Origin of the sequence: Halomonas sp. M20, from assembly GCF_020622265.1 — a bacterium.
Taxonomy (GTDB): Bacteria; Pseudomonadota; Gammaproteobacteria; order Pseudomonadales; family Halomonadaceae; genus Modicisalibacter.
In genome coordinates, this window is record NZ_JACNMQ010000001.1 from 1,164,198 (window position 1) to 1,179,313 (window position 15,116).

The window sequence follows — 15,116 nt, forward strand, 5'->3', positions numbered from 1 at the left end:
ATTTGCTCGCTAATTGAGGAACGTCATGACTAGGGGCAATAGCCAACCGGAGCACAAGGCCATCGTGCTCACTGCGCTGGACCAGGGTCGTCAGGATCATCAGGAGCTTTCAGAGCATCTGGTAGATATGCGTGCTGCGGATATCGCCGAGCTGCTGGAAGAGCTTGTCGATCAGCGGGACGACATGGCCGATGCCCTGGTGCTGCTCGAGAGTTTGCCTCTGATACGTCGTTCTCATGTATACGGCCATTTGCCCAAGTGGTTGCAGAAGACCCTGGTCGTTCAGCTTTCCGATCAGGCTCTGCTCGAAATTCTCGAGGAGATGAGCGGGGATGATCGGGCGGACCTGTACCATCTGCTGGAAATAGACCGGCGTGAGGAACTGTTGCGGCGCATGGCTCACCGCAAGCGCGAAGAGTTGCGGCGCCTGGCAAGCTATCAGGAAGGTACCGCCGGTGCGGTGATGACCTCGGACTATGTCGCCATTCCCAGTGGCCTGACGACCGCCCAGGCATTGATGCGGGTGCGCCAGACCGCGCCGGACGCCGAAACCGTCTATCAAATTTATATCCTCGACGATCGCGGTCAGCTGGCGGGAACCTGGTCCCTTCGGCAGTTATTGATCGCGCGCCCCAGCGCCTATATCGACGACTTGATGATCAAGGATGTGATTTACACTCGGGTCGATACTCGGCGTGAAGAGGTGGCGCGTCTGGTGGCACGCTACGATCTGCTGGCGGTGCCCGTGGTGGATGAAGAGGAACGCATGGTGGGTATCGTGACCCACGACGATGTGCTGGACGTGGTTCAGGCGGAAGCCACCGAGGATATTCACAAGGGCGCCTCGATCGGCAATCTTGAAAACGGAGTCGGCCGCACTTCCTTATGGAGCCTGTATCGCAAGCGCATCGTCTGGCTGGTGCTGCTGGTGTTTGGCAACCTGTTCTCCGGCGCTGGCATTGCCTATTTCGAGGATCTCATCGCCGCCCAGGTGGCGCTAGTGTTCTTTCTGCCGCTTCTGATCGACAGCGGTGGTAACGCTGGCGCCCAGGCGTCGACGCTGACCGTGCGGGGCTTGGCTACCGGCGATATCGCTTTCAAGGACTGGGGCAAGCTGCTGGGCCGTGAGTTGTTGATTGCCGCTGGCCTGGGACTGTCCATGGCATTGGCCGTATCGCCGATCGGCTTCATGCGGGGAGGCGAAATGCTCATGCTGGTGGTGGCCATGAGCATGACCATCATCGTGCTGGCAGGCAGTCTGCTGGGTTTATGCTTGCCCTTCGTGCTCGATCGGCTCGGCTGGGATCCGGCCACCGCTTCCGGACCCTTGGTCACTACGTTGATCGATGCTTGCGGCGTGGTGATCTATTTTGGTATTGCATCGCTAGTGATGGCGGCTATTTGAACATACCTTTCGCAGCGCATTGGGTGTACGCTGATATAAATCTCGTACAAGGTTTGTATCATTATGCGTGAGCGTGGAAGATCCCGACGGTTGCTGGGGCTCGGCGCAAGAACCGGCGGTGCCTTGCTGCGTAGCCGACTGGGTGGTCAAAGTGATTGGCGTGCCCTTGGCGAAGCCCTTTTTGAAGGTCTTTCCGAGCTCAAGGGGCCGGCCATGAAACTGGCTCAAATCGTTTCCCAATGGGACGATCTGCTGCCCCCGGATCTGGCCGATGAACTGGCACGGCTGCAGCGCCAGGCCGAACCGATGCCTTGGCCGCGCATTCGCGAGAGCCTGGAAGCCCAGTATGGCGATTTTGATCGCGTCTTCTCGGAGGTCGAAACGACGCCGTTCGCCAGTGCTTCCATGGGACAGGTGCATCGCGCGCGAACTCATGAAGGCGAAATCGTCGTGCTCAAGGTGCAATATCCAGGACTCGCGGATGTGCTGGAAAGCGACTTGACCCAGGTACGCCGCATCATGCATCTCGGGCGCTGGTTCAAGGTACCCCAGGCAAGACTCGATGCACTGTTCGACGAACTGGTAGAGAGCCTGCGCGGCGAACTCGATTATCGCGCCGAGGCCGCGGCGCTGGCGCGTTATCGTGCGCGCTATGCCGATCATGACTGGTTGGTCATTCCCGAACCCTTGATGGGCCTGAGCGGTGAGCGAGTGCTTGCCATGCGCTATGTGCCCGGTACGCCGCTGCGTGATCTCGAGGCCGCCAGTGATGACCTGCGCCAGCGGGTAGCGACTCACCTGGCGGACTGGCTGACCGAGGAGTTGTTCATCCACGGCGAGCTGCACGCAGACCCTCATGCAGGCAATTTCGCCTGTGACGAGCAAGGTCGATTGATTCTTTACGATCTTGGGGCAGTAATCCTCGTGCCGGAATCACGCTTGAAGCCGATGATCGAACTGCTCCAGGCGACTCTGGAACAGGACGCCATGGCCATGGATACCGCACTGCGCAAGATGGGTGGACGCCAGGGAGAGGGCGCACCGTTGGCGCTTTATCGAGAGTCTGCCGAAGCCATCGCGCCACTGTTTGCCCCGGGCGTGCAGGACTTCGGCGATGTGCGGGTACATCGGCGCCTGCGAGATTTGAGCCCACGGATCTGGGCGGCACTGGATCGCCTGCAGCCCCCGGCGGATACGCTATTGCTCTCTCGGGCCCTCAATGGCCATTACTGGAATCTGGTACGACTGCAGGCGCGATTGGACATGCATGCCCGCAGTCAGCCATTGCTAGCCTGGGCGAACGGCATCTCCTAAAAATTATTAGAGAGCACGGCGGGCCTGCACTAGTGCTCTATACCAATCGCGATTCGGCGCGCTCACTACCGCCGGTCGTTGGCTCAAATAGCTGACGTTGCGCACTTCGCCCCCCGACGTATTGGAAAGATAGTTGGACAACATGTTCAGGGTCGCTTCCCGGGCGCCATACTGCTTGATGAGAAACGCTTTGGCCTCCGGGTCGAGTTCGACCCGATAATGGCGTACCAGTGCCAAGGCCAGGGACTCCGCCGTGCGAGAGAGATCCACATCGATCTCTCGCACCATGGCCGCCCCGAGTGCCGCCTTCGCTGTCGCCGAAAGATTAGGCTCGAGCTGGCCGAAATCCGCGGCATTCGAGCCATTGATGGCACGTTGTACTTGCGGTCGCGAGAGATGAACGTGAGGTTCCAGCGCCAGGGCAATTTCGATGGCCAGGCGCTTGCCGGCGTCTACCCCGGTTGCCAGTAGCTGATCTCGATCGATCAGGTGAGGATTGCGCCGGCGTTCGCGATCCGCTTTCGTTGCCTTGATATGCCGGTCGAGATGTTTGCATACCTGCGCCTTTGCAGTGTCGTCCAAGGCAATCACATGTTCGCGAATGCGCAATCCACGGCGTCCGGGCCCTAGGCGCAGGCGCGTATCGCGATCCGCATGATCGGTGCTGATGGTTTCCCACTGCTGTGCCGCCTTGAGTAGCTGCGCGTGGCTGCGACCGACCTGAGAGTAGGTCTCCAAGGTGCTGCGGTAGAGCCCCAGTGCGTTGGCCAGGAGATCGGATTTGGTTTTCAATGCCGCTTTACGTTCCGTTTGCCCACTGAGGACTGCCTGGGCTAGATGATGAATCTGTTCGGCCAATGCATCCATTGCCTGCTGGGAACGTTCCACCAAAATCTCGGCGCGTAGACCACCTGCGGCGTCCGCGACCAGCGTGCCAGACTGCTCTGCCAGATAGGCGGTCAGAGCCTTGAGCCGCGACAGGCCAGTGGCCTGGGCAATCCGATGCTGGGCACGGCTCTTCTCGAGGTTGTCGAAAGCCTGGGCCAGACGCCAACGGCCACGATACTCGAAGGAAAGCATGGGAATCTTGCGACCGCTGATCAGCTCGAACGCCAGAATCAGCATCTCCTCAACGTCCTGTAGCGTCATCAACAGTTCGTTGTTCTGTTCAATGGCCGCCAGTACCCGCTCGATGAAGTTGTCGTCGCGTTCTACACCGCGGCGCAGATTCGGCGCTTGGCCCTCGAAGCGCTGACGCAGTAGCGCCGTCGCTTCTGGCACCAGCTCCGCGAGTTCATGGAGTTGCGGGTCGATGGTCTCGCGATAGAAGGCAATCAGATCGCGTATGCGCGCATGTTGACCGACACGCCGATAGATATCGATCTGAGCGATGATACGTGCACTGTCGCGGTCATCGAGCAACTCGATGGCCGCCAGTTCAACGCCCTGGGGTGAAAGATCCTGCTTTCGCAGCAGCATTGCCGCCGCTTCGCGTCGTCGAGCATCACCTTCCAGGCTTTCGACGATCAGATTGCGGGTCGCCAGCAGCAGATCCGGCAGACTTTGAATGACCCGCTCGATCTTGTTGGCGGTTCTTTCAGCCTTGCGCCCCCCGGTGAGGCTGTACACGAGATTGGCAATGATGCCCGCGGCACCAGTGATGACCGTATAAGAAATGAAAAAGACGTAGTTCTCGGCGGTGGGCGCTTTACCATAGCCCAGCAGGAAACCGCCCCAGGCACCCAGCAGCGTAACCGGCCCGGCAGTCCACAAAATCTGCAGCAGGCTGACCGTCCAGGGCACTTTTTCAACCGCTGAGGTGATGCGCTTGATCTCGTCACGGCCTTCGCGTTCCAGGCGAATATGAGAGGTCTCGCTGGCATTTCTTGCCGAACGGCGGAAGAGCAATCCCACGGCATGAATCCTTGATATAACGAGATGAAAGTAGCGGCGAAATACGGCCCAGGAAACCTGTGGTCGCCACCCTAGCACCCGGAAGGTCGGCTCGCTAGCGGAAGGTGCTACCGTGAGCAAGAAATGGCGTCATGCTAGAATGAATCGACTACGACAAGGAGGTGCGATGCTGGCAATGTGGGTAGAACAGTTACTGGAATATGCCAGTGGCGCGCTGAACGCCATTCGCCAGGATGAACATTATCCGGCGTTGATGGCATGGGCCCGAACCGACGGTTTGCGCACCCTTGGGGGTGACATGGCACTGGCTCAAGCACTTGCGCCGAAGCTATGGAACCAGACACCCCTCGAACGGCGAGAATTCGCTGCCGAACCCTTGGCGCGCCCTTGGGACAATGAACCGTGCTGGTGCGATTCAGGGCGCAAGAGCCGGGATTGCTGTGGCGCCGTCTCCTTGCCCGGCGCGGTACCCGAGCATCTGATGTGGATGCTGTCATTGCGGGAATGGACAGGACCTGCTTTCAAGGCGGCGCTGGCAAGTGGCCGAGCGCCGGCCCAGGCATTGCTCGAGGCAGGCCTGATCGCAGCGGAGAGCAATCAGCAGGGCCGAGCACAGCAGATGCTGGAGGCACTCTTCGAGGCAACGGATTGGAGCCAGCTTCCGGAACAGACTGAGCCGGCGTTTGAGCTGCTCATCGATATCTATCAGGATCGCGGCTTCAACCGCAAGAAGGCCACGCTACTCGATAATGTGCTCGAGCATGGGCCGTTATTTCTGCGCGGCGTGGCATTGGAACGCCTCTGCTTGATGCATCTTGACAGCGACGACCTGGCAAGTGCCAGGGAGGCCTTCGTACGCGCTCAACAGACGCTGCCCGATTCACCGACCCTTGCGTATATCGAAGCCATGCTGCTATTGCATGAGGGCCATCCCGAGGAGGCCAGCGAGCGAGCGCGATTCTGGTTCCGGCGCCTGGCACGCTACGGCGATCTTGACAATGAGCAGCTGCAGTTTCTCGCCGATCTGGCAGACAACCCCGGCGCCACCCTGGCGGAACAGATGGTCAATTCCGAAGAGGCATTGGCTGTGCCACTGACCAACCTGCAAACCTTGCTCGAGGACCTGAAAGGCGCGCCGGAGTTACGTCTCGAACACGCGGCGGATGGCCACCTCGAATATCACACCAGCGCCCGGGAAGATACGCTGTTTGCTGCCTGGCAATCCCGTTTTCTCATCGGGGTCGATAAAGAGGCCGCGCTGGGGCTCGAGGGAGATCCATGGCCTCATGCCGCGGAGTGGCTCGATGCCCTGTATGAAAACCCTGCCTGGCTCGATTCGCCTCAGGTCGTGCAGGCCCTGGCGGTAGCCTTGGCGAGTCGCTTCGGTAGCCTGCCCTGGATGGCCAACATGTTCTTCGTACCCCTGGCCAGGCGTTTTGAGGGCTGGTTGGATCAGATCGAGAGCGCCGAAGGGCGTTTTACCTGGGACGATGCGGACAATGCATTTCTCTTGCGCACCGGCCTGGCGCTGGTAGTCGGAATGGAGCGTGGTGCGCGACGCAACTCCCGGCAACTGGCGGAGCGCCTGTTGGTGCTCGACGATCAGGACAGTCTGGGCCTGCGGGAACTGGTGCTGGATCAACTGCTGCGGGAAGGGCGTGACGAGGAAGCAGTGCAGCTCAGCAATCAGCAAGAGCCGGACGACGAGGGGCCGCTATTGGGCGTGTTGATGGGGCGTGCATTGGCCCTGTTTCGCCTGCATCGTCTTGATGAAGCCGTACACTCGCTGCGCGCCGTAAAGGCACTCAACGCCCATGCCATCGCCATGATGTGCGCGCATAATCCGCGCCCGGTGCCGCTGGCACTGGAGGTGCCGGAGCCCGGTACCAAGGCCGAGGCCTGGCAGTACCGAGCGTTGATGCGGGATCAATGGTCGACGTCTCAAGGCGCCCTGGAGTGGCTGGCCGCTCAGCAGCGGCATCTCAGCGAATAGATTTATCGATTTACGCTCGGCACGGGTTCGCGATCCGTGGTCAACCCAGGATCGCGACTGATGCGCCAGGCAAGCCATATCGCAGGTAGCCCTAGCAGCGCCGCGCAGATGAAAAACACCGTGTAGCCCTGACCTGCGACTACCACGCCAGAAAACCCTCCGATGAACTTGCCCGGTAACGTCATTAAAGACGAAAACAGCGCATATTGGGTTGCCGTATAGGCGCGGGAGGTCAAGCTCGATAGAAAGGCGATGAAGACGGTGCTGGCCAGGCCGTTGGCCAGGTTGTCTCCCATGATGGTAATGACCAGCATGGGCATCTGCGCTCCGATCAGCGCAAGGATTGCGAACAGGAGATTGGTCAGGGCTACGATGACGGCTCCGGCAACCAGCATCGAGCCAATGCCATAGCGCACCACCAGGAGCCCGCCGACGATGCCGCCGGTGATGCTCATGGCGATGCCGAATACCTTGGTCACGTTGGCGATCTGAGAAAGCGTGAAGCCAAGATCGATATAGAGTGGATTGGCCATGGCCGCCATGGAAAGGTCGCTGATGCGATAGACGCCGATGAAGATCAGTAGCCATAAAGCGCGGCGACCATAGCGCGAAAAGAAATCCGTGAAAGGGCAGACTATTGCGCCGATGGACCAGGCCCCCAAACGCCGCCATGGTTGGGCACGCCCTCGGGTGGCTCTCAAGAAGGCACGGACCTTGGGCTCATGAATCAGCTGTACACCCAAGGGTGAGCGAGGCGGCTCGGGGCGTATCAGCACCGTGAGCATGCCGACACCCACCAGACCGGCCATGCTCAAGTACGCCCAGTGCCAGGATGCCAGGTCGGCGACATAGAGCGCTCCAGCGCCGGCGGCCAGCAGCCCGCCGCGGTAGCCGATGATGTAGGTCGAGGCCATGGCGGCCTGTACCTCCTCCATGGCGGATTCGATACGAAACGCATCGATGACGATATCCTGGGTAGCCGAGCCGAAAGCGACCAGCAGCGCGAAACCCGCCACGCTGACAAGACTCGCGCGAGGATCGGTATAAGCCAGGCCCACCAATCCCAGCGCAATCGTCACCTGAGCCAGCAGCATCCACCCTCGGCGTTGGCCGAACAGTCGAGTCAGTCCAGGCAGGGGCAAGCGGTCCACCACCGGTGCCCAGAAGAACTTGATCGAATAGAGGATACCGATCCAGGAAAAGAAACCAATTGCCGCGACCTCCACGTCGACGTCTCTCAGCCAGGCGGTGAGGGTCGAAAATACCAGTAAAAACGGGAGGCCTGCGGAGAAGCCCAGAAACAACATGGTGATCACCGGGGCCTGGGTATAAACCGCCAAGGCATCCCGCCAGGAGCGGCGTGCGGGTCGTGTCATCGAGAGTTTCCTGCCATAAGAGAAGTCCTTGAAGCTTGAAAGGCATCCTGAATCGCTATGCTTGGCATGGATGGTAGACTGATACCAACTCATGTTTCCGTGCTGGCTAAATCAACGTTACAGCCTAGCATTGGAGTCGACCTCGAATAATGGAGCCTTATGAGCGATCAGCTTACCGATCTCGATCAACCAGAGAGCGATGCCATTCCTCGCTGGTACTTGATTCAATGCAAGGGTGGTGAATCCTTTCGTGCCGCGGAGCACCTGAACAATCAGGACTACGAGGTATTTCATCCGGTGTTACAGGTACAAAAGAAACGTAACGGCAAGTTGCAATGGATCGATGAGCCATTATTTCCTTACTATCTGTTCATTCGCCTTGATCGCCTGGCCAGCAACTGGCGGCCCATTCGTTCGACCCGCGGCGTGCTCAGGCTGGTCAGCTTTGGCAACGAACCCATTCCTGTCGATGACGAACTCGTCGCTACCTTGCACGATAGTGCTCAAGAGACGACTCCATCGAATGGCAACGTCTACTTTCGCTCAGGTGAGGCCATCGAGATTACCGACGGGCCTTTTCGGGCACTGCAGGCGGTTTTCGAAAGCCAGAAAGGCGAAGAGCGTGCGATCGTACTGCTCAACATGCTGCAGGGTCAGCAGCGTCTGGAAGTGCCCGTTCGCCATCTACGCCGTTCCGAATAATCTCGCAAGGAAGCTACTATGACCATTGCCCCTCAGCACGTCGTGACGCTGCACTATACCTTACGTGACTCCGCCGGCAGCGTACTAGACGACTCATATCAGCGCAATGAGCCCCTGCAGTATCTTCATGGGCACGACAACATCGTGCCCGGGCTTGAGCAGTCCCTGGATGGGCTTGCCAGTGGTGCTCGCACGACGATCACACTGGCCCCGGCCCGAGCCTATGGCATTCGGGATGAAGCCTTGGTGCAGAAAGTGTCACGAAGCGCCTTCGAGGGGGCGGAAGAGCTGGTGCCGGGCAAGCGGTTTCAGGCTCAGGGGCCTGATGGACCCCGAATCGTCACCGTGATCGCCATTGACGACGATATCGTGACCGTGGATACCAACCATCCCCTGGCCGGAGAAACCCTGAGCTATAGCGTCGAGATATTGGATGTACGCAAGGCGACTCGAGCGGAACTGGCAAAGGGCCATCCGCTCAGCGAAGGTACTGAACATGCGCAAGTAGAAGATCGCAAGATTCCCTGAAACATGACTTCGGTCAATTGTTGTTACGCAATCGTTTGAGCTCGGTAAAAAACTTGATTCAGGTCAAGTTCAATGAGCCGCCCTTATCCTACAGTGAATTTATCGATTATGTGGAAGGGGGAACACGCCATGTACTGGGATGATGCCGTCATTTTCGGGCTGGTGACTGTAGCGATGATGTTTGTCTTCATGGGCGGGTTCGTCACTTTCATCATTCAAGATCAAAAGCGTAAGGGGAAGCAGTGATCGCGCTTACGCGGCATAGGCAATAGTGCGAGCAATAGTGCAAGTTTGTCGTCAGGGGAGGGGCAATGCCCCTTTGTAGCCGGCCTTCGGGTCGGCTTTTTTATGCGCGTAATTTACCTGGCCTCAGAACGTCATCAAGTCGGCGCGAAGTTCGGGGGCGTTGCTTCCCGGTATTGCTCGAGCCAGTCGAGAACGTGACCCACATCCATGGGGCGTGCAATCAAATAGCCTTGTGCCTGATTGCAGCCGGCCTTGGTCAACAAGGCGAGCTGCTCGTGGGTTTCCACACCCTCGGCGACTACCTCAAGCCCGAAATCGTGTGCCAGTGCAATACTCGAATGCACGATCGTGGCATCTTCATGCTGCTTCGTTAGATTCATCACAAAGGATTTATCGATCTTGAGAACATCAAGGGGCAGGCGCCGCAACTGTGTCAGGGACGAATAGCCAGTGCCGAAATCGTCGATGGCGATAGTAACGCCTTCCTTACGCAACTTCTCGAGTAACAAAGCGACGGATTCAGGATCGAGCATCATCATTTGTTCGGTGATCTCGAGCATCAATTGGGTCGGAGCAATGTGTCTACGATGCAGGCCGGCAAGTAGTTTCCGCGCGAGTTGCGGATCGTCGAGATCAACGGCAGAAAGGTTGATCGCGATTTGCAGGGCATGCCCGCTTGTCTGCCAGGCGGCCATGTGATCCATTACTTGATCGATCAGCCATTGTCCGATAAGGGCCATGTGCCCCGAATGTACCGCAAGTGGCAGGAATTCATCCGGGTACAGCAACCCCAGTGTCGGATGTTGCCATTGGAGCAAGGCTTCAAAGCCAGTGACATCGCCACTGTCGAGCCGAATCTTGGGTTGGTACACCACCCTGAGTTGCTGATCCTGGACGGCGTCCACCAGGTCTCCCAACAACTGCTTTTCCCGGGCATGGCGATGATCGAGGCCACTTTGATAGACATGAAATCCCTCGCGGGAATGGCGTGCCTGAATCAATGCAATGGAAGAGCGATGCAGTAGTTGATGCGCATCCCTGCCATTGTCCGGGCTTTGCAGCACCGCCATGGAGATGGTTGGAATCAGTGACGTGCCCGAAAGCTTCAATGGCTGGCTCAATTGCTCTCGCAGGCGTTCGAGCAAGGTATTGTTCACGAAAGGCGGTGCCACCAATAGCAAGAATTCGTTACCGCACAGGCGATAGAGGCGTCCGTGATGATATTGCAGGCGGACGAGGCGATGAGTCAGGGCTACCAGCAGTTGATCGCCAATATCGTGACCTAACGTCTTGTTGATACGGTTGATATTGTCGATGCTTAGACGGATTACGAGAAAGGCACGATCCGCGGCGATCAGTTTTTGTATTTCATGATGAGCGAGGCTATGAGTGCCGATGCCCGTCAGGGGGTCGGTCTGTCGATGTTGCAGATGAGTAAGCAGCGTAAAAAAACGATTTTGCAGTCGGCCGACATGTTTTTCATGAGACGGATGGCGCCAAGCTGAACGCAATAGCTTTTCGGCCCCACGACTGACCCATAAAGCCAGGAATAGAAGAAAAAGCCCGATAAGACGAATTAGCACCGTGACAATCACGCTAGTGTAGCGTTTTGACTGTCAGACGAGAAAATGACCAAACGCATTCAAATCGCTCTCGTAATATCTAGTTGATGTTGATGGTTACTCAGCAATACTGGGTACTATTTACTGGTGTCGCGCTGAGGATGTACACGCTGTATCAGACAACAGCTACCTGCGTTGGTGCCAATTAGGTCAATAAACGGTGTTGTTTGTTCTCAATGGTCCTTGCTCAACTCTAGGCTTTACCCGAAAAGTATCTGCGCTTGTCTATGTGCCGTTAAAGATTGACTCAATAAGCTCACTTACACCGCGTACACTCCGCTCTTTTTGCCAGCCCGTCACGCAGATTGAGATTGGCATCGAACAGGTCATGTCACTGCGCGACGATATCGGCATTCATCGGCGCCAGTTTGCCGAGCAACCGGTTCTGGGCCGCCAGGGGGACGTCATTTGCTTCAAAGGCATGGATCAGGTTCTCGACTAGCGAATTGAATTCGGCTTGAGTGTAGTTCTTGCCGCGATGGGATTCGCGCATGCTGTCACCAGTGTAGACGCAGGGCCCGCCACTGAGCATGCAGAACTGCTCGTTGAGCATGCGCTGCAGGCGCGAAATGTCGGCGTCGGCAAAGCGGACCACGATGCGTTCATCGTTGGCTATGTTGACCAGAAGATCCTCGACGATAGCGGCGATACCCGCCTTTTCGCCGAGGGCATTGTAGGTCCAGGAGGACGTTTCGTCATCACTGGCATGAGCCGTGAGCGTACAGATGGCGAGCAGGAGTGGGGCGGTCAGACGGCGCCAGATCATTGTCGTCATGCTGGTTTCTCCATGGTGTTCGTTCGTTAATAGGCGACTTGCAGGGACAGATAGCCGCCTTGTTGATCATCGAGTCCAGCGATACTGCCGAGATCGATCCAGGCCGCGGTCAAAGACAGATGCTTGTTGGGTACGAAAGCGACAAACACATCCTTCCATTCTTCTTCCTCCGCGAAGCTAAGCTGATCGGGCTTCTGGCGATACTCGAACCCCGCAAGCCAGCGTGGGGTCACGAAGATGCCTAGTGAGCCCTCCACTACCAGTTCTCGGGAGTCGTTGAGATCACCTCCAAAGCCCAGTAGTCCACCCTGATTGGCCTGGGTGCTGCGCAGGGTCGTGTTGAGTAGTAGATTGCGTCCAGCCACGGCATCGAAGAACAGCTTGCTGCCGGCCAGGTAGATATCGGTGCCACTGTCATCTCGAGCGCCTACAGCTCGAGGTAGACTGAAATCATCGAGACGCTTGTGCTGAACGCCGAGGCTCCATTGTCCCCAGGGGTGATAGAGTACATCTCCGAACAGACGCGCCTTGGCGCCGATAATATCCTGTTCGAGCTTGCCGCCCAGCGTATCCAGCGCCAGATGCTGGCGAGCGAAGGAAATCTCCAGGCGGTTATAGAGATTGAGGGCCACGCCCTTCACATCTAGTGTGTAGTCGTCGATGCCAGCACGGCTGGCGGCAGCGGTGATGCCGAGACCATTGTCACTGGTCGTGCCATGTAGCACACCCCAAGGTACCAGGCCGCCACCAGCGGAGCCCTCGATCTGAGTCACCCCGCCGGTCGCCAGAATCCGGTCGCCGGCATAGGCATTGGTGAGACCGGTAAGGCCTAGTATGAAAGTGAAGAAGAGTCTTTTCGCGCTGAAAGGCATAGATGTCGCTCTGTTCAGGTTGGCGTGGGCAGCAGCACGACATCCCCGTCCACGCATCGACGATCATGCTCACGCTGCCAGGGGAGAACCGCCTCGGCGGGCATGGGTTTGGCGATGCCATAGCCTTGGGCATAGTCGCAACCGAGTGCGGCAAGACGCTTGAGCGTGACGATGTTTTCGACACCCTCGGCAACCAGTTCGAGCCCCAGGTTGTGGCCCATTTCGACGGTGGATCTGACGATAACCTCGTCATTCGGCTGTTGGTGCATATGCATGACGAAGGATTTATCGATCTTGAGCTCGCTGACCGGCATTCGCTTGAGCTGCGCCAGGGATGAATAGCCGGTTCCATAGTCGTCGATCGCCAGTTCGAGGCCGGCGTCACGCAACTGCATGAGCAACGCGATCGCCCGAGATGGTTCGTGCATCACCGCACTTTCGGTGATTTCTAGCCGTAGTTGGGCTGCCGGGATTGCATGGTGTGCGAGGCATTCGCGTAACTGCGCCGGCAATTCGTCGTTGCGAAGGTCCTCTGCCGAGAGATTGATGGCGACATTGACGACGACCCCTTCCCGGCGCCAGGCGCTCAACTGGTGCAGTACGGTCGTCATCAGCCAGGCGGTTAGCAAGTCGATGTTGCCGGATTGCTCGGCGAGGGTGATGAATTCGTCCGGCGGAACGAAGCCGAGCTTAGGATGGTGCCAGCGGGCCAGAGCCTCGTACTGACGTACCCGACCACAATTTATGTCGATTTGGGGCTGGTAATACAGGCAGAGCTGGCCATCGCGTAGAGCCCTGGGCAGGTCGTGAATGATCTGCAACTGACGTTGATGATGTTCGTCGCTACCTGGCACATAACGCAGCGCCATGGTGTGCGTTTCCTTGGCCTGATACAGAGCGATGTCCGAACGGCGTAGCAGCTGCGCAGGAGTATCGCCATGTTCGGGGCTGGCCACTTCGCCGATCGAGATCTTCAGCGTGACCTGAGTATCGGCGGTCATCAGTGGCTCGCGCATTAGTGAGCCGAACCGTGCCATCATGCGGCCTGGAGCTTGATCCCCGGTTATCAGTAGCACGAATTCGTCGCCGCCGAAGCGATAGGACTGAATGTCCGATTGTTCCAAGAGACGCTGCGCTACCCCTATCAGCACCTGATCGCCCATGGCATAGCCGAGGATATCGTTTATTTGCTTGAAGTCATTGATGTTCAGGCGCAGTAGCGTGAAGGGACTTCGCTGCGAGACGAGCTCGGCGATATCCTGTTCCGCCGTGGTGCGGTTGGGCAGACCGGTGAGTGAATCATGACGCGACTGATACAACAGCTGTGCCTCGCGCCGATCCAGGCTTTGCTGCATGGTTGCCAGCGTATTGGCGAGCAGTGCGAACTCGCCCTTTACTGCAGGCTTGACGTCGGCGGCTCTCTCTCCTAAGCCGATACGACGTGCCATTTCGGCCAGGCGCTGAATAGGCCGGCTGATCATGCGGGCGCTAGTCACTGCAATCATGGAGGTAACCAGCCAGGCGAGTGAGAAGATGATCAGCAGCTGAACCTTGAGTTCCTGGAAGGGCGCCATGAGAATCTGGCGGGAAGTCTGCAGCACGGCGAAGATACTGCTGTCGTTTTGCCGTGCAAGGGTATAAGCCATCATCAGTGTTTCACCATCGTGGGTGAAACGCGGCCCGTCGACGAAATCCCCATTGCGGATACGGGACTCGAGCGACAACAGCATCTGTTGCTGCCGGGCGTCGAGAGTGGTGACGATATGCGGCGGTGTTTTGTCGTCGTCATAGGTGACGAAGGACACATCGTGACGAGTCAGCGAGCCAAGTGATTTCGCCAACGGTGAATCGAGCATGAAGCCCATGCCCACCCAGGCGATCAGGTTGGGTGCATACACGGGACTGAGTACCAACTGGTAGGGCGTATTGCCCAGCATGACGATACCGGCGCTGCCATTGTCGTGCTGAGCCTCTTGCCATAGTGCATCGAAGGGCAATCGGGAACCGATACCGAGGTTGCGATGGCTGTTGGCCTGCAGAACACCCTCGATATCCGTCAGCATGACCAGATCGGCGCCGATACGTTCGCCATGATTGGCCAGCACCGAGTCGATGGTGCGGCGATCGACGGTGGCGATGGCGGACTTGAAGCCGAAGTCTGCAGACAGCAATGCGACATTGTCACGCAGCTGTGCGCTGCGTATCGATAGCATGCGTTCCAGCACCCGTGCGCCTACCTGTAACTCCTGACTCCCTCGTTCCAGCGCCGCATCACTGGCGGTACGCAGCATGGCCGTAGCCGTGGCCAGTTGAGCCAGGATCAGCAGAATGGTCATGATGAGGATCAGACGAACACGGAAGCTCACGCT

12 protein-coding genes are annotated in these 15,116 nt (G+C 58.0%); 6 read left to right on the forward strand and 6 right to left on the reverse strand.

What is annotated here, in order from left to right; all coding sequences use genetic code 11:
• Nucleotides 1-25 precede the first annotated feature (25 nt).
• Together mgtE and H7850_RS05415 are read left to right on the forward strand one after the other, a co-directional pair.
• Nucleotides 26-1,405 (forward strand): magnesium transporter, encoded by a 1,380-nt coding sequence (mgtE, locus tag H7850_RS05410; RefSeq protein ID WP_227368445.1) that lies wholly within the window; start codon nucleotides 26-28, stop codon nucleotides 1,403-1,405.
• A 63-nt stretch (nucleotides 1,406-1,468) separates the two neighbouring features.
• Nucleotides 1,469-2,719: an ABC1 kinase family protein gene (locus tag H7850_RS05415; RefSeq protein ID WP_227368447.1), complete on the forward strand. Its 1,251-nt coding sequence runs from the start codon at nucleotides 1,469-1,471 to the stop codon at nucleotides 2,717-2,719.
• Nucleotides 2,720-2,725: 6 nt separating this feature from the next.
• Here H7850_RS05415 and H7850_RS05420 read toward each other — a convergent pair whose 3' ends face one another.
• Nucleotides 2,726-4,633, reverse strand: coding sequence for a hypothetical protein (locus tag H7850_RS05420; RefSeq protein ID WP_227368448.1), 1,908 nt, complete (start codon nucleotides 4,631-4,633; stop codon nucleotides 2,726-2,728).
• Between the two features lie 166 nt (nucleotides 4,634-4,799).
• On the opposite strand from H7850_RS05420, the gene H7850_RS05425 reads away from it, so the two are divergent.
• The gene (locus H7850_RS05425) at nucleotides 4,800-6,626 is read left to right on the forward strand and encodes an SEC-C domain-containing protein (RefSeq protein WP_227368449.1); all 1,827 of its coding nucleotides are present in this window, start codon (nucleotides 4,800-4,802) and stop codon (nucleotides 6,624-6,626) included.
• 2 nt (nucleotides 6,627-6,628) lie between these two features.
• Here the strand turns inward: H7850_RS05425 and H7850_RS05430 are convergent, their stop codons facing one another.
• Complete coding sequence (locus tag H7850_RS05430; protein ID WP_227368450.1) at nucleotides 6,629-8,002, reverse strand: AmpG family muropeptide MFS transporter; 1,374 nt, start codon at nucleotides 8,000-8,002, stop codon at nucleotides 6,629-6,631.
• A 159-nt stretch (nucleotides 8,003-8,161) separates the two neighbouring features.
• Between H7850_RS05430 and rfaH the strand changes: the two genes are divergently transcribed.
• The 3 genes from rfaH (at nucleotide 8,162) to ccoM (ending at nucleotide 9,478) form a co-directional block, all read left to right on the forward strand.
• Nucleotides 8,162-8,704 (forward strand): transcription/translation regulatory transformer protein RfaH, encoded by a 543-nt coding sequence (rfaH, locus tag H7850_RS05435; RefSeq protein WP_227368451.1) that lies wholly within the window; start codon nucleotides 8,162-8,164, stop codon nucleotides 8,702-8,704.
• Between the two features lie 18 nt (nucleotides 8,705-8,722).
• Entirely contained in the window at nucleotides 8,723-9,232 is a 510-nt protein-coding gene (locus tag H7850_RS05440) for an FKBP-type peptidyl-prolyl cis-trans isomerase (RefSeq protein ID WP_227368453.1), read from the forward strand.
• Between the two features lie 129 nt (nucleotides 9,233-9,361).
• Nucleotides 9,362-9,478 carry a cytochrome c oxidase subunit CcoM gene (gene ccoM / locus H7850_RS18235; protein ID WP_299241860.1) on the forward strand — a complete coding sequence of 39 codons (117 nt, stop codon included), beginning with the start codon at nucleotides 9,362-9,364 and terminating at the stop codon, nucleotides 9,476-9,478.
• Nucleotides 9,479-9,612: 134 nt separating this feature from the next.
• Here ccoM and H7850_RS05445 read toward each other — a convergent pair whose 3' ends face one another.
• The 4 genes from H7850_RS05445 to H7850_RS05460 form a co-directional block, all read right to left on the reverse strand.
• A complete protein-coding gene (locus H7850_RS05445; RefSeq protein WP_227368454.1) occupies nucleotides 9,613-11,061 on the reverse strand; it encodes a putative bifunctional diguanylate cyclase/phosphodiesterase in 1,449 nt (482 codons plus the stop codon).
• 370 nt (nucleotides 11,062-11,431) lie between these two features.
• Entirely contained in the window at nucleotides 11,432-11,875 is a 444-nt protein-coding gene (locus H7850_RS05450; protein WP_227368456.1) for a group I truncated hemoglobin, read from the reverse strand.
• Between the two features lie 26 nt (nucleotides 11,876-11,901).
• A complete protein-coding gene (locus H7850_RS05455; RefSeq protein WP_227368458.1) occupies nucleotides 11,902-12,747 on the reverse strand; it encodes a DUF3034 family protein in 846 nt (281 codons plus the stop codon).
• Between the two features lie 14 nt (nucleotides 12,748-12,761).
• Nucleotides 12,762-15,113: an EAL domain-containing protein gene (locus H7850_RS05460; protein WP_227368460.1), complete on the reverse strand. Its 2,352-nt coding sequence runs from the start codon at nucleotides 15,111-15,113 to the stop codon at nucleotides 12,762-12,764.
• Between the last annotated feature and the right edge of the window lie 3 nt (nucleotides 15,114-15,116).

Coding starts and splice junctions, on each gene's coding strand:
- H7850_RS05440 (WP_227368453.1), top strand. CDS start 8,723: ATGACCATTGCCCCTCAGCACGTCGTGACGCTGCACTATACCTTACGT.
- mgtE (WP_227368445.1), top strand. CDS start 26: ATGACTAGGGGCAATAGCCAACCGGAGCACAAGGCCATCGTGCTCACT.
- rfaH (WP_227368451.1), top strand. CDS start 8,162: ATGAGCGATCAGCTTACCGATCTCGATCAACCAGAGAGCGATGCCATT.
- H7850_RS05425 (WP_227368449.1), top strand. CDS start 4,800: ATGCTGGCAATGTGGGTAGAACAGTTACTGGAATATGCCAGTGGCGCG.
- H7850_RS05455 (WP_227368458.1), bottom strand. CDS start 12,747: ATGCCTTTCAGCGCGAAAAGACTCTTCTTCACTTTCATACTAGGCCTT.
- H7850_RS05430 (WP_227368450.1), bottom strand. CDS start 8,002: ATGACACGACCCGCACGCCGCTCCTGGCGGGATGCCTTGGCGGTTTAT.
- ccoM (WP_299241860.1), top strand. CDS start 9,362: ATGTACTGGGATGATGCCGTCATTTTCGGGCTGGTGACTGTAGCGATG.
- H7850_RS05450 (WP_227368456.1), bottom strand. CDS start 11,875: ATGACGACAATGATCTGGCGCCGTCTGACCGCCCCACTCCTGCTCGCC.
- H7850_RS05415 (WP_227368447.1), top strand. CDS start 1,469: ATGCGTGAGCGTGGAAGATCCCGACGGTTGCTGGGGCTCGGCGCAAGA.